The following is a 25,333-nucleotide window of genomic DNA, read 5'->3' as shown; positions in this document are numbered from 1 at the left end:
AACGAGGCAGCATGGACAAACCGTTTGTATATGTAACGAGAAAATTACCGGAAGAACAGCTTTCTGCGTTAAAAGAAGAAGCCCGTATTGAGATGTGGGAAAAGGAAGAAGAACCGTGCCCGCGCGCCGTTCTGGCGGAAAAAGCAAAAAAGGCGCACGGACTGTTGACGATGCTTTCCGACACAGTTGATGAGGAGCTTTTAAAAGGTGCGCCGCATTTAAAAGTGGTGGCCAATTTGGCGGTGGGCTATGACAACCTCGATGTGGAGGCTGCGAAAAAGCATGGCGTCATCTGCTGCAACACGCCCGGCGTGCTGACAGAGTCAACGGCAGATTTGACGTTTGCTCTGTTGATGGCATCCGCGCGCAGAATCGTCGAGGCAAGCGACTGGATTAGACAAGGCAACTGGACGGGCTGGGGGCCGCTGCTTTTGGCCGGAGCGGATATCCATCATAAAACGATTGGCATCGTCGGGATGGGGAGCATTGGACAAGCCGTCGCCCGGCGGGCGAAAGGCTTTGGCATGGAGATTTTATATCATAACCGCACCCGCAATCCCGAGGCGGAAGCCGAACTGGGGGCAACTTATCTATCCTTTGGCGAACTGCTCGAACAGGCGGATTTTGTGGTATGCCTGACGCCTCTGACTGAGGAAACGAAGCATCTGTTTAACCGCAGCGCATTCAAAAGGATGAAGCGCTCCGCTATTTTTATCAACGTCTCAAGAGGACAGGTTGTGAATGAAGACGATTTATATGAAGCCCTGATCGAAAAAGATATTGCCGGCGCAGGACTCGACGTCTTTGCGGAAGAACCCGTGCAGCAGGATCACCCGCTCGCCAATCTGCCGCAAGTGACCGCGCTGCCTCACATCGGCAGCGCCACTGTCGAAACGAGAGAAGCCATGATGAGGCTTTGTGCGGAAAATATTGCGCTTGTCCTGGGAGGGAAGCCGGCAAAGACCGAGATTTGATGTTTCTTCCGGCCGGCCTGAGCTGGTCGGAAGATTTTCTCACGAAAATATTTCTGAATATATAGAATCTTATTATATCAATGTATAAAGCGTTTTCATGATTTGTTTTTCAGCAAATGTCATCTTGTCAAAAAAAGAATCCCCCATTATAATGTTTGTAACTTAAATGTCTGCGTTGCGTTTACAAATGTCCTCAGAGAGAGGACGATAAGAGAGAGAAAGGTGGAATTTCATTGAAGGCGATACGAGTGGGGCTGCTAGGATTAGGAACAGTCGGGAGCGGTGTGGTGAAGATTATTCAGGATCACCAGGATAAGCTGACACACCAAGTCGGATGCCCTGTTACGATTCAAAAAGTTCTTGTAAAAGATAAAGATAAGAAGAGGGATGTCGACCTTTCCAAAGATGTTCTGACGACGGAAGCTTATGATGTCATTCAAGATCCGGAAGTGGATGTCATCATTGAGGTCATCGGGGGAATCGAGGAGACAAGACGCTATTTGCTTGACGCGCTTCAGGCGAAAAAACATGTCGTGACAGCGAATAAAGATTTGATCGCCCTCTATGGATCGGAACTGACGGCTGCCGCGAAAGAAAACGGCTGCGACCTTTATTTTGAAGCGAGCGTCGCCGGCGGAATTCCGATTTTGCGAAGCCTGGAAGACGGGCTGGCTTCAGACCGGATTACGAAAATGATGGGAATCGTCAATGGAACGACCAACTTCATTTTAACGAAGATGAATAAAGAAAACGCGCCTTATGCTGATGTGCTGAAAGAAGCGCAGGAGCTCGGCTTCGCCGAAGCGGACCCGACAGCTGATGTTGAAGGTCTTGATGCGGCGAGAAAGATGGCGATTTTGGCCAGGCTCGGTTTCTCAATGAATGTCGATCTTGACGATGTCAAAGTGAAGGGCATTTCCCAAGTGTCTGATGAAGACATCAATTTCAGCAAACGGCTCGGCTATACGATGAAGCTGATCGGCATCGCCCAGCGCGACGGACAAAAAGTCGAAGTGAGCGTCCAGCCGACATTGTTGCCGGAGCATCATCCGCTGTCTTCCGTCCATAATGAATTCAATGCGGTTTACGTGTATGGCGAGGCCGTCGGGGAAACGATGTTTTACGGGCCTGGCGCAGGAAGCATGCCGACTGCGACCGCCGTCGTATCAGATTTGGTTTCCGTCATGAAAAACATGCGTCTCGGCGTGAACGGCAGCAGCTTTGTCGATCCGCAATTTGAAAAGAAGATCAAGGCACCTTCTGAAATCTTCGCCCAGCAGTTTTTAAGAATTCATGTTAAAGATCAGGTCGGTTCGTTTTCAAAAATCACATCGATATTTTCAGAAAGAGGCGTCAGCTTTGAAAAAATCCTGCAGCTTCCGATTAAAGGCCATGATGACCTGGCTGAGATTGTCATTGTGACACATCATACGTCAGAAGAGGATTTTACGGATATCTTGCAAAAGCTGAATGATCTTGAGGTTGTTGATCAGGTGAAAAGCACTTATCGAGTAGAAGGGAACGGTTGGAGCTAATGTGGAAAGGACTCATCCATCAATATAAAGAATATTTGCCAGTAACGGACAAAACACCGGAATTGACGCTGAACGAAGGAAATACCCCGCTCATTTATCTGCAAAATCTTTCGAAAAAGCTCGGAATCGAGCTTTATGTCAAAACAGAGGGTGTCAATCCTACAGGCTCCTTTAAAGACCGCGGGATGGTCATGGCGGTCGCCAAGGCGAAAGAAGAAGGCAATGACACGATCATGTGCGCTTCGACCGGCAATACGTCAGCTGCTGCTGCGGCTTATGCGGCTCGCGCCAATATGAAGTGCATCGTCATTATTCCGGACGGCAAAATCGCCTTCGGAAAGTTGGCCCAAGCCGTCATGTACGGCGCTAAAATCATTGCGATCGACGGAAACTTCGACGATGCCCTGAAAATGGTGCGCAGCATTTGCGAGAAAGAGCCGATTGCACTCGTCAACTCTGTGAATCCTTACCGGATTGAAGGACAGAAAACCGCTTCCTTTGAAATTTGTGAACAGCTGGGCGAAGCGCCTGACATCCTTGCAATTCCTGTCGGGAATGCCGGAAATATTACGGCTTATTGGAAAGGCTTTAAAGAATATCATGAGAAAAACGGCACAGGCCTGCCGGTTATGAGAGGTTTTCAGGCGGAAGGCGCGGCCCCGATTGTCAAAAACAAAGTAATTGAAAAGCCGGAAACCGTTGCGACAGCGATCAGAATCGGAAATCCGGCAAGCTGGGACAAAGCGGTCAATGCTGCAAAAGAATCGAACGGAAAAATCGATGAAGTGTCAGACGAAGAGATCCTGCACGCTTATCAGCTCCTGGCAAGAGAAGAAGGCGTATTTGCAGAACCGGGATCGTGCGCATCTATTGCCGGCGTACTGAAACAGCTGGAAACGAAAGAGATTCAGCCGGGGGCGAAAGTTGTCGCTGTCTTAACCGGAAACGGCTTGAAAGATCCGAACACAGCCGTTGATGTGTCGCAGATCAAACCTGTCACACTGCCGACAGATGAAGAAGCCATTCTCGAACACTTAAAAGGAGCCGCTCGTGTATGACTGAGGCTGACATGCTGTTTTCCGTTACGGTTCCCGGAAGCACGGCCAATCTGGGCCCGGGCTTTGATTCAGTCGGCATGGCGCTGTCCCGTTATTTGAGACTGTCTGTTTTTCCTCATGATGAGTGGCGTTTTGAGGCTGAAACAGAAGTCGTAGCGGGAATTCCTGAAGGGACGGATAATTTAATTTACCAGGTGGCCAAACGGACCGCTGCACACTTCGGAAAAGACCTTCCGCCAAGCCTCGTCAAAGTGTGGAGCGATATTCCGCTGGCGCGCGGTCTCGGCAGCAGCGCAGCCGCAATTGCCGCTGCGATTGAGCTGGCGAACGAACTTGCCGATTTAAAACTCTCTGACCGCGAGAAACTCCATTTTGCAAGCCTTGAAGAAGGCCATCCTGACAATGCCGGAGCATCGCTTTTCGGCGGGCTTGTCATCGGACTTCATGAAGAAGATGAAACAGAGATGGTTTCGATGAAAGACATCGATTTGGATGTCGTTGTCGTCATTCCTTTTTATGAAGTGCTGACAAAAGATGCGCGGGATGTTCTTCCCGAAAGCCTCTCTTATCCGAAAGCGGTGGAAGCAAGCGCGGTCAGCAATATGCTCGTCGCCGGACTGATGGCGAAAGATTGGAAGCTTGTCGGCCGCATGATGCAAAAAGACCTCTTTCATCAGCCTTACCGAAGGGCGCTCGTCCCTGAGCTTTCTAAAGTGGAGCATGAAGCAGGCAAAAACGGCGCGTTTGGGACCGCTTTAAGCGGAGCAGGACCGACGATCCTTTCCTTTATTGAAAAAGGAAAGGGAGACGCGCTGAGAGATCAGCTTGCTTCTAAGTTTCCACATTGTGAAGTGGACTGCCTTCATGTCCCGGATACAGGCATTATCGTTGAAAGAAAATCAGTAAACAGTGTTTAACGATAAAAGAGCTTTTTCGGCTCTTTTTTTGTTTGCCTTCAAAACAAGGATTTTTATTTAGAAAGTCGAAATAGTATGACAAACATATAGAGGAGGAGAAACGAACATGAAGCAGCTGATAACCGAAAAAGACCTCATCAAGCTTGTATCCATTACCGACCCGCAGTACTCGCCTGACGGTGCAAAAATCGCCTACGTACAAACAAAAGTAAACGAAAAACAGGACTCTTATGATTCGCATATCATGGTCTACGACCGCAAACAACAAGCGTCAGTACAATGGACGTTTGGAAAAGGAAGAAACCAGCATCCGCGCTGGTCGCCCGACGGCAAATCCCTTGCATTTACGTCTAATCGCGAGGAAACCACACAACTTTACGTAATAAGCGCCGCCGGAGGAGAAGCGAGAAAAGTGACCGATATTCCCTATGATGTATCACAGCCTGAATGGTCGCCTGACGGCAAGTCATTGCTTTGTTCAGTGAGGCTGACGAAAGAGGAAAGCGTCGACGATGAGAAAAAGACGGAGATTGAAGATCACGAACCGCTGGAAGTCGATTCTTTGTCGTATAAATTAGACGGCCAAGGGTTTAAAAGGGGAAAGTATACGCAGCTTGTCCTCGTTCAAGTGGAAACCGGGGAGATAAAACAGCTGACCGATCTAGAACGCGACCATTTCAGCCACGCATTTTCACCGTGCGGAGGCAGGATTGCATTTTGTGCCAATCAGACGGATATGCGTGTGAACGATGTCTATTTGATGAACCTTTCGACAGGTGATTTGAAGCGCCTTACAGGTCAAAACGGCGTTTTTTCTTCACTATCGTTTTCTCCTGACGGCAAACACCTTGCATTCATCGGAAACGAAAAGGAATTTCAAAACGCCACGCTTGATAAAGCATGGCTGTATAATATCGAAACAGGAAAACTAACGTGTCTGACGGAAATGCTTGATGTCCATCTCAGCGATGCAGTAGCAGGGGACAGCCTTGTCGGAGGCGTTCTTCCGAAACCGGCCTGGACCAAAGACGGAAACGGCTTTTATGTCATTGGATCTGACAAAGGTTCGACAGGCATTTACTACATATCAATCGAAGGTCTTGCTTATCCGGTCCGGTTGGAAAAAGAGCATCTGAACGGATTCAGCCTGCATCCGGATGAAAAAAGTTTTGCGGCATCGATAGCCCTGCCTGTCCGGCCGAGCGAACTTTACCATCTCCCATTGGGGGAAGAAACAGCGGAGCGATTAACAGATGCCAACCAAGCGTTTACGGAAGAGCATATCATATCGGAACCGGAGGAGCTTCAATTTCAGACAGCGGACGGTTTGACAATTCACGGTTGGCTGATAAAGCCTGCTCAATATGAAAAAGGAAACACGTATCCGCTCATTCTGGAAGTGCACGGCGGTCCTCACGCCATGTATGCGAATGCTTATTTTCACGAATTTCAAGTGCTGGCCGCAAAGGGAAGCGCCGTTGTATATGTCAATCCGCGGGGAAGCCACGGCTACGGACAGGATTTTGTCAACCGGGTGAGAGGCGACTACGGCGGGGGAGATTTTAAAGATGTAATGGCAGCTGTTGACCACGCGCTGGGACAATATGATTTCATCGATCAAGAAAGGCTCGGAATCACAGGAGGAAGCTACGGCGGCTTTATGACAAACTGGGCTGTCGGCCACACGAATCGCTTTAAGGCCGCGGTGACGCAGAGGTCCATTTCCAATTGGATCAGTTTTTACGGGGTAAGCGACATCGGCTATTTTTTCACAGACTGGCAGATCGGAGCGGACCTTTTTGAAAATCCCGGCAAACTGTGGGAGCATTCGCCGCTCAAATATGCGGACAAGGTGGAGACTCCTCTTCTCATCCTCCATGGCGAACGGGACGACAGGTGCCCGATTGAACAGGCGGAGCAGCTGTTTACGGCATTGAAAAAAATGGGGAAAGAAGTAAAACTCGTCAGATTCCCGAATGCGTCGCACGATTTATCAAGAAGCGGGCATCCGAAGCAGCGGATCAGACGGCTTGAGTATATTGCCGGCTGGTTTGAAGATTATCTATAAAAAAAGAAAAGGCTGCCGTAATGAACGGCAGCCTCAGCGTGTCGACAAACCCTCGCATTCGTTGTCAGGCATGCGCGTCGGTGCTCACGAATAGAGGAAGGATCGGCGGCTAACCGCCCAGGCGTCCTGCCTGAACGCCGCCGTCATCACCTCCTGTGAAAGTCTGCTCCGATGCTCGGCCTTCCTAGACTGCAAGGGTTTTCAATCACGCTGAAAGGATGACAAAATCCCAAAACTAAAAGTCGTTTTGGGATTTTGTCAACAATCGGCGGCTGCCGTAATGAACGGCAGCCGCCTCAAATTAAAATACTTGTTCAACTTCAATGACGCCCGGAACTTCTTCTAAAAGGGCGCGCTCAATTCCAGCTTTAAGGGTGATCGTGGAACTTGGGCAGCTTCCGCATGCGCCGAGCAGGCGAAGCTTGACGATGCCATCTTCAACATCGACGAGTTCACAGTCACCGCCGTCGCGGAGTAGAAATGGACGAAGTTTGTCCAGCACTTCCTGTACTTGTTCTTTCATTTCGACCTCTGTCGTCATTCGTATCGCTCCTTTCAAATCATACAACCATTATATTCAGTCGAACAATAAAAAGCTATTGTTTGGTTTCAATCGTTTTCCCACATATTATATCATATTTGCCGGCAAAGACAAAAAGCGATTTTCATTTCAATATGGAGCGAAAGGACAAAATAGAATAAAATAAAAGACAAAGAGAAAGGAGCTGCCGCTGATGAAAAAACAAGCCGAGCTTTTTGTTTACGGTGCCGACGTTCTTTGTCCAAGCTGTGTCAACCTTCCGTCATCAAAAGAAACGTATGAGTGGCTCGAAGCCGCCCTGAAAAGAAAATATCCCGACCAGCCTTTCTCGATCACGTACATTGATATCCATCAGCCGCCGGAAAACGATCCTGAAAAACAGGAAATCTCCGAAAAAATCCTGAACGACGAATATTTTTATCCGCTCATCATGGTCGGTGATCAAGTAGTCGGCGAAGGAAATCCGAAGCTGAAAGACGTGTATAAAGAAATGGAAAAGCAAGGTTATAAGCCTGCATGATAAACAGCAAGGGACAGATCTGTCCCTTGCTGTTTTATTTTTTATGATTGTACTTTTCTTAAAGCGGACAGACTAACTACCAGCCGAATCGTCAATAAGGAGGGATAGCCAGCATGTCCAGCATTGAGGGTCAAATCATGTCAGGCGATTTTGATGACGAAATGAATGTTTTTTCGTTAAAGAAAATCAAGCAGTTTCAAACGCAGACCAGCTTGAAAGAAAACCAGCTCAGGGCTTTGCAGCAGTATTTAAGGCAGCATGAGCATGACGAGGGAGGACAGATCATCACCCTCTACGATCAAATGCTTGTCCCTTTATCGCAAGATGATATTCAAGCCTTGCTGCACGACTTAACAAAAGTCCAGTCATTATATCATTAATGAAAAGCCCTTTTCCCATTTATACTCGTTTTCCGGCTCTGATGTCATCCGTCATTCCGGGATAAGGGGCTTTTGAAATCAGATCTTCATTATCGATTCCGGCATTTTCAATGAATGTGATATCGGCGAATTCCGGTACGACATATTTTGGATACGTCTCATATTTTTCGCGCGATTCTTCCATTAAGTCGATGTGGTCATTTTGATAGCAGACTGTGATATCAGGGCGTTCATGAACCCATTTAGGGAAGAAGATGATGCCGTGCATCCGCTTTTCATTGGGCATGAAATTCAAGGAAACGTCAGTCCCTGTCGGTTCTGTCCATGATACTTTATAGACGCCTTCAGTCAGCTTGACGATATCGGCTTTTTGATCGCGAACCCAGCGTCCCCCGACCATTCCGCTGTGAATGCGGTAATCAATGGTACGGTCATTTTTAATGTAGATTTCATATTCCCATCCGTTTTCATACGTATAGATCATATGGCTTCCGACAAACTCTTTGACATCTTGATTCATATGAACCGCTCCTTATTTGTTTATTGTAAAATCGAACATGTTGATATTTACATATATAATTATAAAATGTCATCAAAAACAATGTCAAACGAAAATACTTTCTGAGAGATTTGCAACAATACAGAAAATGGTTACGATTGATGTCAGAATTTTGAGTTATTTTAGGAAATTAAGCCAATATTTAGAAAAGTGATTGTCAAAAAATAAGCGATTCTGTAAAATGAAAAACAACCCATAAAAAGGAAGAGACATGGGAGGAAAGGAAGGATAAACGATTGAAGACAAAAATTGCTTATGAGGAAGTCGCGGGAATGCTTAATCAATGGTATGTCATGATCAAGCGCCATGAAGTGGCACAAGCGGTCTCGATTAAATACGACATTGAGCACCGGCTGCCGAATATGGAAGAAAATCAAGATCTGCTTCTTTATTTTAATCTTTTAGACTATCGGCACAAACTGCTGACAGAAGAGTTTGCAGCTTCCACCAAATTGTTCGAAGATATTCAGGAGCAAAAAGCAGATATGCAAAGCACAGATGACATGATCGAATATTATTATTTCTTTTTCGCAGGCATGTACGAATTTCATAAAAAGGATTATACAAATGCCATCAATTATTATAAACTAGCCGAAGAAAAGCTCAGAACAATCCCCGATCAAATCGAAATCGCCGAATTCCATTACAAACTGGCTATCGCCTACTATCAAATCAAACAGAATTTCCTCTCCTTAAACCATGCAAAAACAGCTCTAAAAACCTTCAAAACACATGATGACTATATTCAAAAAGCGATCAGCAACGATATGCTGATCGGAGCAAATAAACTCGATTTATTTCGTTTTGATGAAGCCGAACAGCATTACAAGCAAGCCCTAAAAGACGCGGCACTGATCAAGCACCACGTTCTCCTCGGTATGGCTCACCACAACTTAGGATTGAGCTATGTCAATCGCAATCTCCTCACCTTGGCCGAACATCATTTCAAAGAAGCGCTGCTTATCAAAGAGCATGAAGAATCGGTTTACGGCATCCACTCCATGTTTGAACTGACACATGTGCTATACAAATCAAATGTTGTCAAAGAAGCCCGCAAATTGTATGAAAAAGGATTTTTCCGCGCGGAAAAAGCAGGAGAAAGGGAATATTTGTCGAAATTTAAACTTATTCATGCTCTGTATGATGAACAGGATCCACTTACGGTTGAACATGCTTTAGAATATCTTAAAACGATCAATCTCTGGACGGATGTAGCGGAATTAACATTTGATATCGCACTTTACTATAAAGAAAATGGAGATGCAGACAAAGCTGCCGAATATTTTGAAGAATCTCATCATGCAAGAGACCAAATTCTTAAAAGAACGGAGGAGCTAAAGTGAAAAAGATGATTGCCGTTGCGTTGACTGCCGTCTTTGCCAGCCTTGTCGTTTTAAGTTTTTCGTCTCAGCCGAAGGGAAATGCCGAGTTTGCCGGTCGCGCCATTTTTCTTGACGATAAGCCGGCCCAGCTGATGGCGGGCAGAGCGATTTTTCTCGACAGCTTTGATGGTAAAGCGCCTGCAGCTTTGCAAAAGACTGCATAACCTGATTTGTTGCCGTACAAGCTGTTAAACTGGCGCCGAAGGCGGCGCCCTTTTTTTATGCAGCAATGAGAGACAAGGAGTCAGAACATGATACATATTCAAAATAAATCCGATACAGCGGTTATCGTGCTGCACGAAATATACGGGATTAACCGGCACATGCACGATGTTTGCCAATTGATAGCTGAGCAGGGCTTTGATGTTATTTGCCCCAATTTGTTAAATCGGGATCAACCGTTTGAATACGCTGAAGAAAAAGCGGCTTATCTTTTTTTTATGGAAAACGTCGGTTTCCCCGGTGTTTTGCGCAAAATAAATACAATCATATCCAAGCTGGATCGTCAATATCGCAAGATCATCTTACTCGGGTTCAGCGTCGGAGCAACCGCTGCCTGGCTTTGCAGCGAAGATGAGCGTGTCAATGGGATCGCCGGATACTACGGCTCCCGGATAAGAGACTATCTGAACATATCGCCTTCATGTCCGGCACTGCTTTTTTTCCCGGAAAAAGAGCAGTCCTTTGACGTTGCCGCGTGTATATCCCAATTGGAATCAAAGAATGTCAAAACGGTGAAGCTGAAGGGTGAGCATGGATTTAGCGACCCGTATTCCGTAAAATACAACCGGCAGTCCTCGCAAATTGCTTATGAAACGATGATGGAGTTTTTAATAGCTTTATAAAAAGCGGACAGGCATGGAAACGCTATAATAGGTATGACGCTCAATTCAAGAAAGCTCGCCGATGACAAGGGGGCTTTTTTGAGTAGAATCTTATCTGTGGGAATTCGAATGAAGCTGTTCCAAGGATAGACTTATTACAAAGGGTTCATTTGCGAAACAAAGTTCTAGCATCATTTTAATTTTAGGAGGGAGCAACATGGAAGCTTTTGCAGAATATTTAGAAGGAATTGATCACCCGGAACATCGAGCCCGGATGGAGGAAGTGTTGAATTGGACAGCGGAGACATTTCCAAATTTAACGCCGAAAATCGCCTGGAATCAGCCTATGTTTACCGATCACGGCACTTTTATTATCGGTTTCAGCACAGCGAAACATCACCTGGCTGTTGCCCCTGAAAGCGCGGGAATTGATCGTTTTTCTGAAGAAATCGTGCAGGCCGGCTATGATCATACGAAGCAGCTTGTCCGTTTCCCGTGGGATCGTCCGGTTGATTTTTCATTACTTCAGAAAATGATTGAGTTTAATATTGCGGATAAGGCGGACTGTTCAACTTTTTGGCGGAAATAAAAAGCCAAAAATAAGGGGCATTCTCTCATGAAGGCGAGAGAGCGCCCCGTTAAGCGATCCCTTCACCGAATAATGGATTTCACCTCATATTTTATGAAAAGGGACCCTCAGCCGTGGAATCTCCATTTTTGAACCTCCTGATCAGCAGATTATCTCTATCAATGGAAAACTGAACAAGATAGAGGAAAACAAATGAAAAACTTAGAAAAAGGCACGGTCGTCCGGACGGTGCTTCTTTTTATTGGATTGATAAACCAAACTCTAATCATGTTTGGAAAGCGAGGACCAGGTCAATACGCTGGCTGTAAAAAGAGGCTCGATCAGCGTTGAAATTGCACATATAAACCTAATTTTAAGGATTTTCATCATTTTTTATATATGTTAAAAACATTCCATATAATAAAATTGAGTAAAAATAGGTTTAAGCTTTTGTCTTTTTTAATCATTGGAGCAATAAACAAAGTCTATTCATCGGGTATAAAAAGTGTCATAATTCTTATGTAGATGGTTAATCGTAAGGAGCATAAAAATGAAACGTGATATAAACAATAATCAAGATAAAAAAAATAAATTAGATGAATTTCAGGAGGTATTTGAAACCGTTTTTCGGAAATTGAAAAAACAGAATGAATTCTTTCCTAAGACCAAATACAAGCTTTCTGACGGTCATATATTGGTTCTGATGTATCTTTCTAAAAAAGAAACTTCTACGGTTTCCGATATTACTTCTTATTTAGGTATTACTTCAGGAGGCGGGACGGTTCTTACTGATGCCCTTTTAAAACATAATTTGATTACTCGTACTAGGTCAGAAACCGATAGACGAGTGATCAAATTATCTCTCACAAAAGAAGGAAAAAATATCGTTGACCAAATTATAAAACAGAGAACTAAAATGTTTGTTCAACTCTTTGATGGCATTGAACAGGAAGATATCCAAAAGATTATTAATATATTCTATAAATTAGATGATATAATAACGTAGTTTGATTGTACGCCTAATGATATGGAGGATTTGATAAAACCTTCGTTAATGAGAATTATTTTCATTGACGGAGGTTTTTATTTGTGATAAATTTCAAATAGTTAATATCTTATTTAATAAGATAATTATTCAGTAAGGTATTGACTTAGTATCTCATTTTATTCTCAAATTATCAGTCAAGCTTGTTTTGAAGGTGATAAAACAAATGAACATAAAATCATCGCAAAACTTCAGAAAACAATGAATGAAACAATCAACACACCAGGGTTAGTATCCGTTGATTGCTGGTTGAAAGAAAATAAGGATCGTGTTGAATATGTATTTGTTACAAAGTGGGAAAGTAAAGATCACTTTAAAACATGGGTAACAAGAGAAGACCATGTTGAAGAACATAAAGAAATGAATAAGCAAAAACAACAAGGACAACAAGAAGAAGTGAAAATTAAAAAGACTCTTCGCCAATATCAAGTAGTAGATGTGACTTCCTTATAATTTTCAAATTAACCATAAAAAAAGTGTGAATTTAACGTTGGAATCATAATAGTGTTTCTGCCATTTAGATTAGCCTCATTAAATTATGGATATGTGAATAGTTTTCTGCACATGCTCCGGCAGCATCATGGCTGACCATTTGATTGATCCACGAACTTTTAGGTTTTCGTCTCTCATGTTGTTCATCTCCTCTTGGAAGATTGCACAGGAACAAGAAACAAATCCAAATATTCATGAATTGTTACTCTGTTCTCAGGCTAGGGAAAAGCACATGCTGCAAAACGGTTAACATAAAAAAGCAGGCTTAATGCCTGCTTTTTTGAGAGTGAAAAAAACTAACAACTGCCTAACGGAAAAACGTTACTTTTCGAAATGATGCAGTTTTTTTAAAACTTAATATGGAAAAAAACTTATATCAGGATTTCATGAACATCCGCAAAACTCTACCCGTTATGATGCTTATACATCCAAAGCAGGCCGGATTTCAGCAGGCGAGGCACTCTGCCGATCAACGGCCGTTCGGCAACTAAACCGAAGCCGGCTTTTTTGCCGAGTGAACCGAGCACGCCTTTCAGCTTGAATTTCGGCATCGCTTCAGGAAGAGGTTCGCCTTTCCAGCGCAGTTCAAGCACTTGGACGATTTGTTCCGCCTGAGCTTCGGCCAGCTGTGCGCTCGGCGCGTGAGGCAGGCTTGCGCAGTCGCCGACAACATACACGTGTTCGTCTCCCGGCAGGTTATGGTGCGGCGTCAGGACGACGCGCCCTTGCGGATCTTTTTCCACATCGAGATCCCGAACGATTTGGTTCGGCTGTATCCCCGCTGTCCAGACGATGGCGTCAGCTTGTATCGGATCGTCATGATTGTAGACGATGCCTTCTTCCACCTTTGTGATGTTGGCGCAATTGATAATCTTGACGCCGTGCTCTTCAAACCAGCTTTGAACATATTTGCTCAAACGCTTCGGGAAGCTCGACAAAATTAATTCTCCACGGTCAAAAAGGACGATGTTCAAATCTTTTCGGCTTTCTCTCAGCTCGCTCGCAAGCTCAACGCCGCTCAGTCCTGCCCCGACGATCGCAACGGTGGCTTCCGCATTTAAGTTGTTGAGCGCCTGATAAGTGCTGCGTGATTGATCAATTGTCTGAATGCTGTAGGTATGTTCAGGCGCACCGGGAACGTTGTGATATTTATCTTCACAGCCGAGCCCGATGACGGCGTCATCATAAGATATCGGCTCCCTGTCATGAAACAAAACTTTTTTCCCTTCCAAATCAACAGACGAAATCGTCCCGTATTCAATCTTTAACTTCGGGTGATCCGGGAAGGACACTCTGATATGATGATCGGAAATCGTCCCCGCAGCCAGTGCGTAGTACTCCGTTTTCAAACAATGGTAAGGGTTTTTGTCGATTAAAGTGATCATCACATCATCTGGCAGCTGGTTAGGCAGCAAACGATGAATGATCCGCATATTTCCGTACCCGCCGCCGAGCAAGACTAAATTTCTCATTGGTAATTCCCCTTTTCCCCTCAGATTAAGAAACTAACCTTTTTCATTGCAAAATTAAAAAACTATGTAAATACCCTCTAGAATTATATCTAATTTGATGTAAAATCACAATATTTCTCGGGAAAATAACCTACATATCCGCCTTGAATCGATAATTAGTAAAACCCTTTAAGGTATTAATATGTTACAAAAGCTTTATTCCTCAGCCTTAAACTTTGACTATTGAAACGTAAATAGGGTACGATAAAAAAGCAATGTGAGGTGAAATAAAGTGTTTCCAATCGTTGAGTTTTGCGTCAGCAATCTTGCCCAAGGTTCTCAGGAAGCAAAAGAAATATTGGAGAAAGATCCGAATCTGGACGTCGTCGAATACGGCTGCCTGAGTTACTGCGGACAATGCATGCAGACCATGTATGCTCTTGTAAACGGAGAAATGGTGACAGCGAATAATCCGGCTGAATTGGTCGAAAATATATACAAGTTCATTGATGAAAATGAACTTATTTAAAAACGGGGTCATCTTGGTGATCTCGTTTTTTCATGCAAAGCCTTTGTTTGAAAGGGTTTACATAAAAAGAGAAAAAATTCTTAAAAATTTTTGTGGACAGGCCAATCATTAATTGTTATCTTAATAAAAGTTTAAAAAATAATAAGAGGTGTGGTCATGAACATTTTATGGGGACTTCTTGGTATTCTGGCGATTTTCGCGATTGCTTTTCTGCTTTCTGAGCACAAGAGTAAAATTAACATAAGAACGATTTTAATCGGTTTGGCGATGCAGCTCCTGTTCGGATTCATCGTTCTCAAATGGGAAATGGGGCGGGAAGTGTTTCTTTCGTTTACGAAAGCCGTTCAGCATCTCGTCAATTATGCGAATGAAGGAATCAGCTTTCTCTTCGGGCCTCTCTTGCAAGTAGGCGACAGCGCTGCCTTCGCTTTAAGCGTTCTTCCTGTTATCATCTTCTTTTCATCGCTGATTGCGGTTCTTTACCACTTACGGATCATGCAAGTCATCATCCGCTTTATCGGCGGCGGATTGGCAAAACTGCTCGGAACAAGCAAAACGGAATCTCTTTCTGCAGCTGCCAATATCTTTGTCGGACAAACTGAGGCGCCGCTTGTGATTAAGCCGTTTATTGCAAACTTAACAAAGTCGGAGCTGTTTGCCGTTATGACAGGCGGACTCGCATCAGTGGCCGGTTCTGTTTTGTTCGGTTACGCCCTTCTTGGGGTTCCTCTCGAATATTTGCTTGCAGCGAGCTTTATGGCTGCACCTGCGGGCTTGATTATGGCAAAAATGCTTATTCCCGAAACTGAAAAATCGAAAATTGAAGAAAAAGATATTCAAATGGCTGAAGATGAAGACGCAGCAAATGTCATCGATGCCGCTGCAAAAGGGGCATCAACAGGTCTTTCTCTTGCTTTGAATGTCGGCGCGATGCTGCTTGCATTTGTTGCTTTGATTGCCGTTTTAAACGGAATTCTTGGAGGAATCGGCGGATGGTTCGGTTTTAAAGACCTTTCGCTTGAATTCATTCTCGGCTATGTATTTGCACCTCTCGCCTTTGTCATCGGCGTCCCTTGGGATGAAGCAGTTCAGGCCGGAAGCTTTATCGGTCAAAAGCTCGTGCTGAATGAATTTGTCGCTTATTCCAATTTTGCTCCGATGTTTGATCAGCTTTCCGTCAAAACCGCTTCGATTATCAGCTTTGCGCTGTGCGGTTTCGCAAACCTGTCTTCTGTGGCGATTTTGCTCGGAGGATTGGGAGGAATGGCGCCGAACCGCCGTTCCGATATCGCCCGTCTCGGCTTGAAAGCCGTTGCTGCCGGAACATTGGCCAACCTTACAAGCGCGGCGATCGCCGGTATGTTTATCGGATAACATGATAAAAGCTCCCTGCAAATGAACGCAGGGAGCTTTTATGTATGAAAAACGGGGGATAGCCATATTGTATCCATCCCTTTCAGCTTTTATACTAGAAGAAAGTAAAAAAATGTGGAGGCGGCTATGAATTCTTTTCGTTTTACTAAAATGCACGGCTTAGGAAACAGCTATATATACGTCAATCAGTTTGAAGAACATCTCCCTGAGGAGCTGTTGCCAGATTTGGCCGTCAAAGTGTCTTCCGTTTACACCGGAATCGGTTCAGACGGAATGATACTCATCTGTCCTTCAGATCAAGCGCCGGTTAAAATGAGGATTTTCAACAGCGACGGATCTGAAGGCAAAAACTGCGGAAACGGTTTGCGCTGCGTTGCAAAATACGCGTATGAACATAAACTGGTGAAGGAAACATCCTTTTTAATTGAAACTCTTTCAGGCTTGGTAAAGGCTGAGATTGAAGTGAAGGAAGGAAAAGTTGTATCGGCTACAGTCGATATGGGTGAACCGCGCCTTCTCAAATCAGATATGCCAATGCTCGGTGAACAGGGGTCGGAGACGATCAATGAAAAGATGATATTCGGCGGCCGGGAAATGAAAGGTACCGCTGTATCCATGGGCAATCCCCACATCGTCTTTTATTTAGACGATATTGAAAAAGCGCCGCTTACGTCGATGGGACCGCTCATTGAAAAAGATGAAAGGTTTCCGGAAGGGGTTAACGTAGAATTTGTTGAAGTCGAAAACGACAAAGAACTCCATTTCCGTGTATGGGAAAGGGGTTCAGGAATTACCCAGGCATGCGGAACGGGCGCCTGCGCAGCCGCAGTGAGTTCGATACTCAACGGCTATTCCAAACGAGACACGGACATTACTGTCCATCTCGCCGGCGGCGATCTGATCATTAATTGGAAAAATGACGGACGCGTCATGATGACAGGACCCGCTGAAACGGTATGTGAAGGCGAGTTTTTTATATCATGAGTCGGTCCGTTTGAGAAATCGGGCGTGCGACTTTATAATAAAGTACACATGAGCTTTTAGGAGGTGTGATGTTATGAGCGAAAAAACAGTTACGGTCACGGAAGCGGCTGCTCTTCATATCAAGGATATGATGAAAGAGCATGAAGAGGAGAACGCATTCTTGAGAATCGGAGTAAAAGGCGGCGGATGCAGCGGTCTGTCATACGGCATGGGTTTTGAACACGAAAAAAACGAAGACGACAATGAATTCGTCCAGCATGGAATCACAGTGCTTGTAGATCAAGAAAGCCTGGATATTATGAACGGTACGGTCATTGATTTTAAACAATCGATGATGGGCGGAGGCTTCACCATCGATAATCCAAACGCCATCGCTTCATGCGGCTGCGGATCATCATTCAGAACCGCAGTGAATGCAGGGAAGCCTGAAGAATGCTGACATATTGGCATCAGGTCAACGATATGGAATGAGAAAAACGCCTTTCATTGCGATGCTTCATCGTGACGAAAAGGCGTTTTATTATGATCTGGGGGAAAGAAATGAAACTCGTATCAACACTCGGCTTGTCAAAAGCGGACGTTACCGCGTTTTTTCATAAGCATTGGGGAAGTCCGGACATGGTCAATTCACACGGAACATTCCGCTGCGATGAATTGGAAGGATTCGCTGTGACAGATGAAAAAGGCGATATAAAAGGCCTGATTACGTACTTCATCGCCGGAAACGAATGTGAAGTCGTCTCCTTGGACAGTATTGCCGAAAACAAAGGGATCGGCTCACTCCTTTTAAACGAAGTGGAACGTGCTGCAAAGCGAAAACAGTGTCAATCGATTAAACTGATCACGACGAACGATAATATGCGGGCGTTTATGTTTTATCAAAAGAGAGGCTATACAATGGCCGAGCTGTATGTAAACGCAGTTGAAGAAGCAAGAAAAGTAAAGCCTGAAATTCCCTTTGCCGCTGATAACGGCATTCCGATTCGGGATGAGATTCTTTTGGTAAAAGATTTAACATAATCTGTTTTCCGCTTCGCTCGGGAAATGCCGGAAGGAAGCAATGCAGCCACCCCGCTCAAGTGCTGAGCAAGGTTTTTGCAACGGGGCTTCCGGAACAATCGTGTTTATTTCTGGTTAAAGATTCGGTTGAGATTGCTCGTGTTGTTGGTGATTGAGGTGATATAGCGGCTTCCGCTTACCATTTCCTTGTTGCACAGAGGGCATAGAGGGCGATCGCTGCTCGTGAAATTTTTTCTCATCCATCCGTTGCAGTCCTCAGCGGTACATTCCCACGTACTGATATCTTCCTTTGGCAAAGGCTCTTGATTGCGATTGTTGTAGTAAGACATATCGTCACTTCCTAACAAGGGTTTTTTGGAGTTCATTTAAGAATATTTTGTGAATCTTAAGACATTCTATTCGTCAATTTGTTATTCTATACTGGACAGGTTTATTTAGAGTCCAAGCCCAGTAAAGAAAAGGGGTTCAACCATGGAAAAAATCAACTGCAGAAGCTGCGGCGGGCTTACGCCTTACGATTCAAAAGTCTGTGAAGCATGCGGCTGCGAAAAACCGCTTCCAAAAGCACAGAAAATTACGGACCGGATTGTCTTGACTGCGGCGGGAGTGGTCGGTATCTTAACGATTGTGCTGATTTTGGGAACGATCTTCTCATATTTGAATATCATATAATGAAAAGGAGCCGGTGTCAGGCTCCTTTTCATTTTTATTTGTTTTCAAACATGCTTGTAGAGTGCAGCGGCTGCACGCGCGCTTTAGGATCCATGTAAGCTTTTGCATTGTTGACAGCGGTCGGTGCTTCTCCAAATCCGCTGGCAATCAGCTTGACTTTTCCTTCGTATGTGCAGATGTCGCCGGCTGCATAGAATCCCTCGATGTTCGTTTCCATTGTGGACTTGACGACGATCGAATTTTTCTCGATTTCAAGCCCCCAGTTTTTGATTGGTCCGAGAGATGAAACAAAGCCGAAGTTGACGATCACATCGTCGACATCGATGATTTCTTTTCTCTCGCCTTTCACTTCCTCGATGACGATCTGTTCAATCCGCTCGGCGCCGATCAGTTCGGTCGGAACAAACGGTGTCAGCACATTGACTTTTGAATTGTGCAGGTTTTCGACGCTGTGTTCATGTGCGCGGAATTTATCGCGGCGATGAATAATTGACACCTCTTTAGCGATCGGTTCCAGCATGAGCGCCCAGTCGACGGCGGAGTCGCCGCCGCCCAACACCGCAACGCGTTTGCCCGCAAATTGATTCAGATCATCTATAAAGTAATGAAGGTTTGCATTCTCGTATTGAGCCGCAGATTCAAGCTCGAGCTTTCTCGGCTGGAATGCTCCGTTTCCGGCAGTAATAATCACCGTTTTAGAATAGTGGATTTCTTTGTTGGTGACGAGCTTGAAAATGCCGTCTGCTTGTTTTTCAACGCTTTCGACAGCTTGTTCCAGACAAACGGTCTGATCAAATTTCGCCATTTGCTCTTTTAAATTGTCGACCAGCTCCTGAGCGCGGATTTTAGGGAACCCGGCTACATCGTATATGTATTTTTCGGGATACAAAGCGGACAGCTGACCGCCTAGCTGCGGCAGGCTTTCGATAATTTTGACGCTCGCTTGCCGCATTCCGCCGTAAAATGCGGTAAACAAGCCGACAGGGCCGCCCCCGATAATTGTAATGTCATATACTTTTGAGTCTTCACGCATGAAAATAATGCCCCCTAAATGAAAATTGTTCTTAATTATATCATATCACATAAAATAAATACGAGCGCGTCTGTTTTTTTAAGATCGGAAAATATTACCGTCTGATCTAAAGTCTGCCGCCCGAGCATATTTAACCTTGAAAAAGCAAAAGCGAGCGGCTATGATGTAGTTGTGAACATTTTGTTAAAGATTCGTGAATATTTTTCGACGCACAGCCGAAAAACATTCCGTTGTTCGGCAAATTAAAGTGAAGGGTTTCACAAACTTTTTTTCATAAAAAGCCTGAAGCCGGCAGAAGATAACCCAAAGGCTATTTTTAATCCGGCTTAGCAGTAAAATACAGAAAAGGTGGATGTGATTCCGTTGAATAAGCCAAAAGTAGTAGTATTAGGTGCAGGTTATGGTGGATTAATGACCGTTACGAGACTTGTTAAAAAAATCGGCGTCAATGAAGCGGATGTTACGCTTGTCAACAAGCACAATTATCATTATGAGACAACCTGGATGCACGAAGCGAGCGCAGGTACACTTCATCATGACAGATGCCGCTATCAGATTAAAGACGTCATCAATACATCCCGTGTCAATTTCGTTCAGGATACGGTAAAGAAAATCGATAAAGAAGGAAAGAAAGTCGTCCTTGAAACCGGCGAGCTTAGTTACGACTATCTTGTCGTAGCGCTGGGGGCCGTCCCTGAAACTTTCGGAATTTCTGGATTGAAAGAGTATGCTTTCTCCATTTCAAACATCAACTCGTCCCGGCAGCTTCGCGAGCACATTGAATATCAGTTTGCGACGTATAACACAGAAGCCGAGAAGCGCCCGGAACGCCTGACGATCGTTGTCGGAGGAGCGGGTTTTACCGGCATTGAATTTTTGGGCGAATTGGGCAACCGCATTCCTGAGCTGTGCCGCGAATACGATATCGATCGCCAGCAGGTTCGTTTAATATGCGTGGAAGCCGCGCCGTCCGTTCTCCCGGGCTTTGATCCTGAGCTTGTCGATTATGCGGTCAACTACCTTGAAGGAAAAGGCGTTGAATTCAAAATCGGCACGGCTGTGAAAGAATGCACGCCTGACGGAATCATCTGTGGAAAAGACGATCAGACCGAAGAAATCAAAGCAGGCACTGTCGTATGGGCCGCAGGTGTCCGCGGCAACCCGATCATAGAAGAATCAGGCTTTGAAAACATGCGCGGCCGTGTGAAGGTAAAACCTGATCTGCGCGTTGAAGGCCATGATGATATATTTGTAATCGGAGACTGCTCGCTGATCATAAATGAAGAAACCGAAAGGCCTTATCCGCCGACTGCGCAGATTTCCATGCAGCAGGGCGAAACGTGCGCAAACAATTTGGCCGCACTGATTCACGGCAAAGAAACGGAAACGTTCTCATTCGATAATAAAGGCTCTGTCGCTTCTCTCGGCGAACATGATGCAATCGGCGTCGCATTCGGGAGAAAGATGACGGGAACGACGGCGTCCATGATGAAAAAAATTATCGACAACCGCTCGCTGTTCCTGATCGGCGGGCCGGGACTTGTTCTGAAAAAAGGAAAGTTTAAATTTTTCTAAGCGGAATCGAAGCCTGCAGCGGAAGCTGCGGGCTTTTTATTCGGGGTTAAAAACTTCAAAAACGAAAGAAAAAGGAAGAAAGCTTATCTTTTAAGCGCTTACATCAAATGATCTGTTATATTTTCTGACTTTATTATTGACAATGTTCATGATATATTATCAGAAAATTAAGAAAAAGGTGAGTAACTAATGAAGACGACATCAACCCATCGCCTTGAATCAACCTGTACATTTTGTTCGGGAAAAGGCTATTTTCAGCTTCTGCTCGGTGGTTCGGAAACGTGCAACAACTGCAAGGGAACGGGAAAAGACCGCTGATCGCCGCTTTCCAATGATTGACTCAAGTTCCTTCCCCAATGTACACTAAAAGAGGTGAATTGGGGGTGGAGGCTTTGATTAGTTTACCAGTTGTCATCATTTCAGTTGTCTTATTTTTCGTCCTGTTTTTCGGCATCGGTTTTCTGCTGAATATGCTGCTCAGGATGTCATGGATCATGGCTGTCATTTATCCAATTGTATGCCTTTTCATTGTGAATAAAGAAAAGCTGATTCGCTATGTAGAGGCGCCGGGAGAGGCATTTTCCGGCCTTTTTGACAGAGTGGCTTCATTGGCAGCTGCCGATATCATCATTTTAGCCAGCGGAATGGCCGGAGCCCTGTTGTCGGGTGTTACGATTAAAGCGTTGCGAAAAAGGGGATATCAAATGTTTTAAGCCTTCTTCTTCAAGGGAGAGGGTTTTTTGAATTTAATTTTTTCACTTTTCTTAAAATTTTTCCGCCATCTGAATATTTCTGTTTCCGCTTGGAAACAACTAGATGGTGAGAGGAGTGGAAGATTTGAGAAAAGTGATGACAATGTTCCGGCGTTTCTTGATGACAGTTTTGTTTGTCTTTGCTTTTATGACGACCTTCTTTGCCGTTTCAGGCGTGGAAGCACAGGACATATCCAGCTGGGCGAAAGAACGCGATCTGTCCTTGAAACAGCTGATGCTCACCTTTAAATCACTTCCGAAAGAAAAAGCGGAAAAAACGTCTCTGTCTGCCGCAGAACAAATTAAAAACAAACCGAAATCGCTTGAAGATGCCTTTGACTGGACCAAGTATCCGAAGCAAAAAGTCACCGCGACCGGATATACAGCAGGGGCGGAATCGACGGGAAAACAGCCTCATCATCCAGATTACGGGATTACATATTCGGGAGTCAAAGTTAAAAGAGATTTATATTCAACCGTTGCTGCCGACCCGTCGGTCTTTCCGATCGGCACGATATTGTTCATACCGGACTACGGCTATGGCGTTGTTGCGGACACCGGATCAGCCATCAAAGGGAACCGGCTTGATTTGTACTATGAGACGGTTGAAGATGTTTATAAAGAGTGGGGCAAAAAAACACTTGATGTGTATGTCATTAAAAAAGGAAACGGCACCATTACCGAAGAGGATCTCCTGAAACTGAATGAAAATAAATCGATGCAAGTATTCAGACAAAAATATAAAATGGCGAAAGAATAAGAAAAACGTTTAAGACCTGTGCGTCTTAAACGTTTTTTTGCTCTACATCAATAAGTAATCGAGAAGCAGCGTCAGGGCAATGCCGGTCAAACCGCCGAAAAAAACTTCAATCGGCTGATGGCCGAGCAGTTCCTTCAGCTTCTTCTGTTTTTCTTCCTGATGGCTTTTAGGGAAATCTTTCGCTTCGTTGACAAAGCGGTTAAAATCGCGGACAAGCCGGTTGATCACTGTTGCTTGTTCTCCGGCATGTCTTCTCACTCCGGTTGCGTCAAACATCGTAATAACGGCAAATATTGCGGAAACGGCGAACAAAGAAGAATCCATCCCGTGATCAAGAGCCACGCCGGTTGAAAGCGCCGTAACGGCTGCTGAGTGTGAGCTCGGCATTCCGCCAGTGCTTGTGACGAGCCGCCAATCCCATTTTTTCGAGACGACAAAGTAAATGGGCACCTTGATAAACTGAGCGAAAAAGATCGCGGCAAAGCTCGCCAGTAAAGGAAAGTTTGTGAGGATTTCCATTTTGCAGAACATCCTTTCTATAAAGAAAATAGAGATGAATTCAAAAAAGCACTCAGTTATTTGCTAAAATATATAATATGAAACCCCATCGGGAAAAAATGTTTTTCCTATTATAACATTGTTGTTTCAATTTTACTCACTTTGCTGATAAGGAGCTGTGAACGCATGTTTTATGCCTTTAAAGACTTCGAAAAAAAAGAAACGCTTTTAATCGGACTGTTTAAAAAAAGCCAGCTGTACGGGAAGGCGGAAGAAATCGACCGCCTTTTGGACGGCCAGCTTTCTCAGCTGCTGAAAGACGGGGATGTATCTTCCAAAAAAACGAAAGTGTCTAAAATATTTACCCCTTCCCTTCAGGGAGTCAAACGCATCTATATCGTCGGATTGGGCCGTGAAGCGGAATTTACCTTCGAGGATGCGAAACATTGCTTTGCCGAAGCTGTTCAGCAGATTCACAAAGATCGAAAGCAGGAGTTAACCGTCATGCTCGACAGCTTCGTATCTGAAGAGGTACCAGCCGCTGACGCCGCGCATGCATTGGCTGAATCGTGCATGCTGTCATGCTATGAAGTGCAGGATTACAAGCACAGAGCAAATGTACCTGATCAATGCCTGCAAAGCGTCTATGTTTTGACAGACCATGACCTGAAGGAAATTCAGGCGAGTCTGCATGTCGGGCAGGTGTACGGAAATGCGACGAATTCGGCGAGAACCCTCGTGAACATGCCGGGGAACATGCTGACAGCGGCGGATCTCGCGTCATACGCCGCTGAATTGGCAGCAAAATACGAATTTGAATGTGAAATTCTCGAAAAGGCTGAAATGGAAGAGCTCGGGATGGGCGGTCTCCTCGCGGTCAACCAAGGATCAGAAGAGCCGCCGAAAATGATCGTCTTAAAATATCAGGGAAAGGAAGCATGGGATGATGTCATCGGTTTAGTCGGTAAAGGGATCACGTTTGATACCGGCGGCTATTCGATTAAGACGAAGAGCGGCATTGTCGGAATGAAGTCAGATATGGGCGGAGCCGCCAGCGTTTTGGGAGCGATGGAAGCGATCGGTGAATTAAGGCCGGAACAAAACGTGCTTGCCGTGATCCCATCGACTGATAACATGATTTCGGGAAGCGCAATGAAGCCGGACGATGTTATCGTTTCCTTGAGCGGCAAGACGATTGAGATCTTGAATACGGACGCCGAAGGAAGGCTGGCGCTCGCTGACGGACTGACATATGCAAAGCACCACGGAGCCTCCGTGTTGATCGATGTCGCGACACTGACCGGAGGTGTCGTCGTAGCTTTGGGAACGGAAACGACAGGCGCGATGACAAATCATGATCCGCTTTATCAGCAGGTGAGACAGGCGGCTGAAGAAGCGGGAGAAGCGATTTGGCAGCTTCCGATTACAGAAAAAGACAAAAAAAGAGTAAAAAACAGCCAAATGGCCGACCTTAACAATTCACCGGGCAGGGAAGGCCATGCGATTATGGCCGGAACGTTCCTCGGTGAATTCGCCGAGCGGACGCCATGGGTTCACCTTGACATCGCCGGAACGGCAACGACATCTCAAAGTTCTTGCTTTGGACCGAAAGGCGGAACGGGCGTGATGGTAAGGACGCTTGTCACGTTTGTCGAGCGGTTTTCGGATCAATTGTAGGTTTTTATCCCCTTTGACAGAAGGGGATTTTTTTTATGAAAAATACAGAAGAGCCTCATTGACGCATTCATAAAACATGTGGTAATATACGTTCATTACTTTAATTATCTACTACATTAGCAAACTAAAGCGTTTGTTCGGAGGT

At 45.0% G+C, this 25,333-nt stretch carries 29 protein-coding genes and 2 pseudogenes; 25 read left to right on the top strand and 6 right to left on the bottom strand.

The window, feature by feature from the left end; all coding sequences use genetic code 11:
- Window positions 1-11: 11 nt before the first annotated feature.
- From M1D59_RS17630 to M1D59_RS17610, 5 genes are all read left to right on the top strand, one after another.
- Complete coding sequence (locus M1D59_RS17630) at window positions 12-974, top strand: 2-hydroxyacid dehydrogenase (RefSeq protein WP_020452840.1); 963 nt, start codon at window positions 12-14, stop codon at window positions 972-974.
- A gap of 233 nt (window positions 975-1,207) precedes the next feature.
- Window positions 1,208-2,509, top strand: a complete 1,302-nt coding sequence (locus tag M1D59_RS17625) for a homoserine dehydrogenase (RefSeq protein WP_020452839.1) — start codon at window positions 1,208-1,210, stop codon at window positions 2,507-2,509.
- Entirely contained in the window at window positions 2,509-3,567 is a 1,059-nt protein-coding gene (gene thrC, locus M1D59_RS17620; protein ID WP_023856186.1) for a threonine synthase, read from the top strand. The genes M1D59_RS17625 and thrC overlap by 1 nt, the downstream gene beginning before the upstream one ends.
- Window positions 3,564-4,484: a homoserine kinase gene (gene thrB / locus M1D59_RS17615; protein WP_020452837.1), complete on the top strand. Its 921-nt coding sequence runs from the start codon at window positions 3,564-3,566 to the stop codon at window positions 4,482-4,484. Before thrC ends, thrB begins: the two co-directional genes overlap by 4 nt.
- 106 nt (window positions 4,485-4,590) lie before the next feature.
- A complete protein-coding gene (locus M1D59_RS17610; RefSeq protein WP_101561504.1) occupies window positions 4,591-6,552 on the top strand; it encodes a S9 family peptidase in 1,962 nt (653 codons plus the stop codon).
- A gap of 301 nt (window positions 6,553-6,853) precedes the next feature.
- On the opposite strand, the pseudogene M1D59_RS17605 reads toward M1D59_RS17610, so the two are convergent.
- A pseudogene (locus M1D59_RS17605) lies at window positions 6,854-7,152 on the bottom strand (NifU family protein).
- Between the two features lie 134 nt (window positions 7,153-7,286).
- Between M1D59_RS17605 and M1D59_RS17600 the strand changes: the two are divergent.
- Entirely contained in the window at window positions 7,287-7,613 is a 327-nt protein-coding gene (locus tag M1D59_RS17600) for a YuzD family protein (protein ID WP_075213854.1), read from the top strand.
- A gap of 113 nt (window positions 7,614-7,726) precedes the next feature.
- A complete protein-coding gene (locus M1D59_RS17595; protein WP_458117560.1) occupies window positions 7,727-7,993 on the top strand; it encodes a hypothetical protein in 267 nt (88 codons plus the stop codon).
- Between the two features lie 19 nt (window positions 7,994-8,012).
- Here M1D59_RS17595 and M1D59_RS17590 read toward each other — a convergent pair whose 3' ends face one another.
- Complete coding sequence (locus M1D59_RS17590; protein WP_020452834.1) at window positions 8,013-8,513, bottom strand: phenolic acid decarboxylase; 501 nt, start codon at window positions 8,511-8,513, stop codon at window positions 8,013-8,015.
- Between the two features lie 275 nt (window positions 8,514-8,788).
- Between M1D59_RS17590 and M1D59_RS17585 the strand changes: the two genes are divergently transcribed.
- The 7 genes and pseudogenes from M1D59_RS17585 (at window position 8,789) to M1D59_RS17555 (ending at window position 12,824) form a co-directional block, all read left to right on the top strand.
- On the top strand, window positions 8,789-9,895 hold the full coding sequence (locus M1D59_RS17585; RefSeq protein WP_020452833.1) for a Rap family tetratricopeptide repeat protein: 1,107 nt from the start codon (window positions 8,789-8,791) through the stop codon (window positions 9,893-9,895).
- Between the two features lie 5 nt (window positions 9,896-9,900).
- A complete protein-coding gene (locus M1D59_RS17580; RefSeq protein ID WP_154495611.1) occupies window positions 9,901-10,098 on the top strand; it encodes a hypothetical protein in 198 nt (65 codons plus the stop codon).
- Window positions 10,099-10,185: 87 nt separating this feature from the next.
- Window positions 10,186-10,779 (top strand): dienelactone hydrolase family protein, encoded by a 594-nt coding sequence (locus M1D59_RS17575; RefSeq protein WP_020452832.1) that lies wholly within the window; start codon window positions 10,186-10,188, stop codon window positions 10,777-10,779.
- A 196-nt stretch (window positions 10,780-10,975) separates the two neighbouring features.
- The gene (locus tag M1D59_RS17570) at window positions 10,976-11,347 is read left to right on the top strand and encodes an iron chaperone (RefSeq protein WP_268489623.1); all 372 of its coding nucleotides are present in this window, start codon (window positions 10,976-10,978) and stop codon (window positions 11,345-11,347) included.
- A 192-nt stretch (window positions 11,348-11,539) separates the two neighbouring features.
- Window positions 11,540-11,626, top strand: a pseudogene (locus M1D59_RS17565) (phage holin); the annotation flags it as partial.
- 250 nt (window positions 11,627-11,876) lie between these two features.
- The gene (locus tag M1D59_RS17560) at window positions 11,877-12,332 is read left to right on the top strand and encodes a MarR family winged helix-turn-helix transcriptional regulator (protein WP_145625283.1); all 456 of its coding nucleotides are present in this window, start codon (window positions 11,877-11,879) and stop codon (window positions 12,330-12,332) included.
- Between the two features lie 150 nt (window positions 12,333-12,482).
- On the top strand, window positions 12,483-12,824 hold the full coding sequence (locus M1D59_RS17555) for an antibiotic biosynthesis monooxygenase (protein ID WP_458118054.1): 342 nt from the start codon (window positions 12,483-12,485) through the stop codon (window positions 12,822-12,824).
- Between the two features lie 443 nt (window positions 12,825-13,267).
- On the opposite strand, the gene M1D59_RS17550 is transcribed toward M1D59_RS17555, so the two are convergent.
- Entirely contained in the window at window positions 13,268-14,335 is a 1,068-nt protein-coding gene (locus tag M1D59_RS17550; protein WP_020452828.1) for an NAD(P)/FAD-dependent oxidoreductase, read from the bottom strand.
- 271 nt (window positions 14,336-14,606) lie between these two features.
- Here M1D59_RS17550 and M1D59_RS17545 point away from each other — a divergent pair, with 271 nt between their 5' ends.
- The 5 genes from M1D59_RS17545 (at window position 14,607) to M1D59_RS17525 (ending at window position 18,221) form a co-directional block, all read left to right on the top strand.
- Window positions 14,607-14,843 carry a YuzB family protein gene (locus M1D59_RS17545; protein ID WP_003184941.1) on the top strand — a complete coding sequence of 79 codons (237 nt, stop codon included), beginning with the start codon at window positions 14,607-14,609 and terminating at the stop codon, window positions 14,841-14,843.
- Window positions 14,844-14,999: 156 nt separating this feature from the next.
- Window positions 15,000-16,217 carry a NupC/NupG family nucleoside CNT transporter gene (locus M1D59_RS17540; protein WP_020452827.1) on the top strand — a complete coding sequence of 406 codons (1,218 nt, stop codon included), beginning with the start codon at window positions 15,000-15,002 and terminating at the stop codon, window positions 16,215-16,217.
- 126 nt (window positions 16,218-16,343) lie between these two features.
- A complete protein-coding gene (gene dapF / locus M1D59_RS17535) occupies window positions 16,344-17,201 on the top strand; it encodes a diaminopimelate epimerase (protein ID WP_035337621.1) in 858 nt (285 codons plus the stop codon).
- A gap of 73 nt (window positions 17,202-17,274) precedes the next feature.
- Window positions 17,275-17,640, top strand: a complete 366-nt coding sequence (locus M1D59_RS17530; RefSeq protein ID WP_020452825.1) for a HesB/IscA family protein — start codon at window positions 17,275-17,277, stop codon at window positions 17,638-17,640.
- Window positions 17,641-17,741: 101 nt separating this feature from the next.
- Window positions 17,742-18,221 (top strand): GNAT family N-acetyltransferase, encoded by a 480-nt coding sequence (locus tag M1D59_RS17525; protein ID WP_020452824.1) that lies wholly within the window; start codon window positions 17,742-17,744, stop codon window positions 18,219-18,221.
- Window positions 18,222-18,325: 104 nt separating this feature from the next.
- On the opposite strand, the gene M1D59_RS17520 is transcribed toward M1D59_RS17525, so the two are convergent.
- Entirely contained in the window at window positions 18,326-18,550 is a 225-nt protein-coding gene (locus tag M1D59_RS17520) for a cold-shock protein (RefSeq protein ID WP_020452823.1), read from the bottom strand.
- Between the two features lie 142 nt (window positions 18,551-18,692).
- On the opposite strand from M1D59_RS17520, the gene M1D59_RS17515 reads away from it, so the two are divergent.
- The gene (locus M1D59_RS17515; RefSeq protein WP_020452822.1) at window positions 18,693-18,893 is read left to right on the top strand and encodes a hypothetical protein; all 201 of its coding nucleotides are present in this window, start codon (window positions 18,693-18,695) and stop codon (window positions 18,891-18,893) included.
- 34 nt (window positions 18,894-18,927) lie between these two features.
- Here M1D59_RS17515 and yumC read toward each other — a convergent pair whose 3' ends face one another.
- Window positions 18,928-19,926, bottom strand: a complete 999-nt coding sequence (yumC, locus tag M1D59_RS17510) for a ferredoxin--NADP reductase 2 (RefSeq protein WP_023856177.1) — start codon at window positions 19,924-19,926, stop codon at window positions 18,928-18,930.
- Window positions 19,927-20,283: 357 nt separating this feature from the next.
- Between yumC and M1D59_RS17505 the strand changes: the two genes are divergently transcribed.
- From M1D59_RS17505 to M1D59_RS17490, 4 genes are all read left to right on the top strand, one after another.
- Entirely contained in the window at window positions 20,284-21,501 is a 1,218-nt protein-coding gene (locus tag M1D59_RS17505) for an NAD(P)/FAD-dependent oxidoreductase (protein WP_026580067.1), read from the top strand.
- 189 nt (window positions 21,502-21,690) lie between these two features.
- Window positions 21,691-21,819, top strand: a complete 129-nt coding sequence (locus M1D59_RS17500; RefSeq protein ID WP_033155022.1) for a YuiA family protein — start codon at window positions 21,691-21,693, stop codon at window positions 21,817-21,819.
- 74 nt (window positions 21,820-21,893) lie between these two features.
- The gene (locus M1D59_RS17495; RefSeq protein WP_011198260.1) at window positions 21,894-22,214 is read left to right on the top strand and encodes a YuiB family protein; all 321 of its coding nucleotides are present in this window, start codon (window positions 21,894-21,896) and stop codon (window positions 22,212-22,214) included.
- 133 nt (window positions 22,215-22,347) lie between these two features.
- Window positions 22,348-23,013 (top strand): 3D domain-containing protein, encoded by a 666-nt coding sequence (locus M1D59_RS17490; protein WP_023856175.1) that lies wholly within the window; start codon window positions 22,348-22,350, stop codon window positions 23,011-23,013.
- A 42-nt stretch (window positions 23,014-23,055) separates the two neighbouring features.
- On the opposite strand, the gene M1D59_RS17485 is transcribed toward M1D59_RS17490, so the two are convergent.
- Complete coding sequence (locus M1D59_RS17485) at window positions 23,056-23,532, bottom strand: divergent PAP2 family protein (RefSeq protein ID WP_003184918.1); 477 nt, start codon at window positions 23,530-23,532, stop codon at window positions 23,056-23,058.
- A gap of 165 nt (window positions 23,533-23,697) precedes the next feature.
- Here M1D59_RS17485 and M1D59_RS17480 point away from each other — a divergent pair, with 165 nt between their 5' ends.
- Window positions 23,698-25,188 carry a leucyl aminopeptidase gene (locus tag M1D59_RS17480; protein WP_023856174.1) on the top strand — a complete coding sequence of 497 codons (1,491 nt, stop codon included), beginning with the start codon at window positions 23,698-23,700 and terminating at the stop codon, window positions 25,186-25,188.
- The last annotated feature ends 145 nt before the right edge of the window (window positions 25,189-25,333 follow it).

Source organism: Bacillus sp. PK6-026 (assembly GCF_054161455.1).
This window is presented reverse-complemented; position numbering and strand designations above follow the sequence as displayed.

What these genes read in the sequence shown, in the direction of transcription:
- M1D59_RS17525 (WP_020452824.1), top strand. Translation starts at nt 17,742, where the DNA reads ATGAAACTCGTATCAACACTCGGCTTGTCAAAAGCGGACGTTACCGCG.
- dapF (WP_035337621.1), top strand. Translation starts at nt 16,344, where the DNA reads ATGAATTCTTTTCGTTTTACTAAAATGCACGGCTTAGGAAACAGCTAT.
- M1D59_RS17590 (WP_020452834.1), bottom strand. Translation starts at nt 8,513, where the DNA reads ATGAATCAAGATGTCAAAGAGTTTGTCGGAAGCCATATGATCTATACG.
- M1D59_RS17560 (WP_145625283.1), top strand. Translation starts at nt 11,877, where the DNA reads ATGAAACGTGATATAAACAATAATCAAGATAAAAAAAATAAATTAGAT.
- M1D59_RS17580 (WP_154495611.1), top strand. Translation starts at nt 9,901, where the DNA reads ATGATTGCCGTTGCGTTGACTGCCGTCTTTGCCAGCCTTGTCGTTTTA.
- M1D59_RS17520 (WP_020452823.1), bottom strand. Translation starts at nt 18,550, where the DNA reads ATGTCTTACTACAACAATCGCAATCAAGAGCCTTTGCCAAAGGAAGAT.
- M1D59_RS17485 (WP_003184918.1), bottom strand. Translation starts at nt 23,532, where the DNA reads ATGGAAATCCTCACAAACTTTCCTTTACTGGCGAGCTTTGCCGCGATC.
- M1D59_RS17480 (WP_023856174.1), top strand. Translation starts at nt 23,698, where the DNA reads ATGTTTTATGCCTTTAAAGACTTCGAAAAAAAAGAAACGCTTTTAATC.
- M1D59_RS17575 (WP_020452832.1), top strand. Translation starts at nt 10,186, where the DNA reads ATGATACATATTCAAAATAAATCCGATACAGCGGTTATCGTGCTGCAC.
- M1D59_RS17530 (WP_020452825.1), top strand. Translation starts at nt 17,275, where the DNA reads ATGAGCGAAAAAACAGTTACGGTCACGGAAGCGGCTGCTCTTCATATC.
- M1D59_RS17630 (WP_020452840.1), top strand. Translation starts at nt 12, where the DNA reads ATGGACAAACCGTTTGTATATGTAACGAGAAAATTACCGGAAGAACAG.
- M1D59_RS17600 (WP_075213854.1), top strand. Translation starts at nt 7,287, where the DNA reads ATGAAAAAACAAGCCGAGCTTTTTGTTTACGGTGCCGACGTTCTTTGT.
- M1D59_RS17540 (WP_020452827.1), top strand. Translation starts at nt 15,000, where the DNA reads ATGAACATTTTATGGGGACTTCTTGGTATTCTGGCGATTTTCGCGATT.
- M1D59_RS17500 (WP_033155022.1), top strand. Translation starts at nt 21,691, where the DNA reads ATGAAGACGACATCAACCCATCGCCTTGAATCAACCTGTACATTTTGT.
- M1D59_RS17550 (WP_020452828.1), bottom strand. Translation starts at nt 14,335, where the DNA reads ATGAGAAATTTAGTCTTGCTCGGCGGCGGGTACGGAAATATGCGGATC.
- M1D59_RS17595 (WP_458117560.1), top strand. Translation starts at nt 7,727, where the DNA reads ATGTCCAGCATTGAGGGTCAAATCATGTCAGGCGATTTTGATGACGAA.
- M1D59_RS17515 (WP_020452822.1), top strand. Translation starts at nt 18,693, where the DNA reads ATGGAAAAAATCAACTGCAGAAGCTGCGGCGGGCTTACGCCTTACGAT.
- M1D59_RS17570 (WP_268489623.1), top strand. Translation starts at nt 10,976, where the DNA reads ATGGAAGCTTTTGCAGAATATTTAGAAGGAATTGATCACCCGGAACAT.
- thrB (WP_020452837.1), top strand. Translation starts at nt 3,564, where the DNA reads ATGACTGAGGCTGACATGCTGTTTTCCGTTACGGTTCCCGGAAGCACG.
- thrC (WP_023856186.1), top strand. Translation starts at nt 2,509, where the DNA reads ATGTGGAAAGGACTCATCCATCAATATAAAGAATATTTGCCAGTAACG.
- yumC (WP_023856177.1), bottom strand. Translation starts at nt 19,926, where the DNA reads ATGCGTGAAGACTCAAAAGTATATGACATTACAATTATCGGGGGCGGC.
- M1D59_RS17610 (WP_101561504.1), top strand. Translation starts at nt 4,591, where the DNA reads ATGAAGCAGCTGATAACCGAAAAAGACCTCATCAAGCTTGTATCCATT.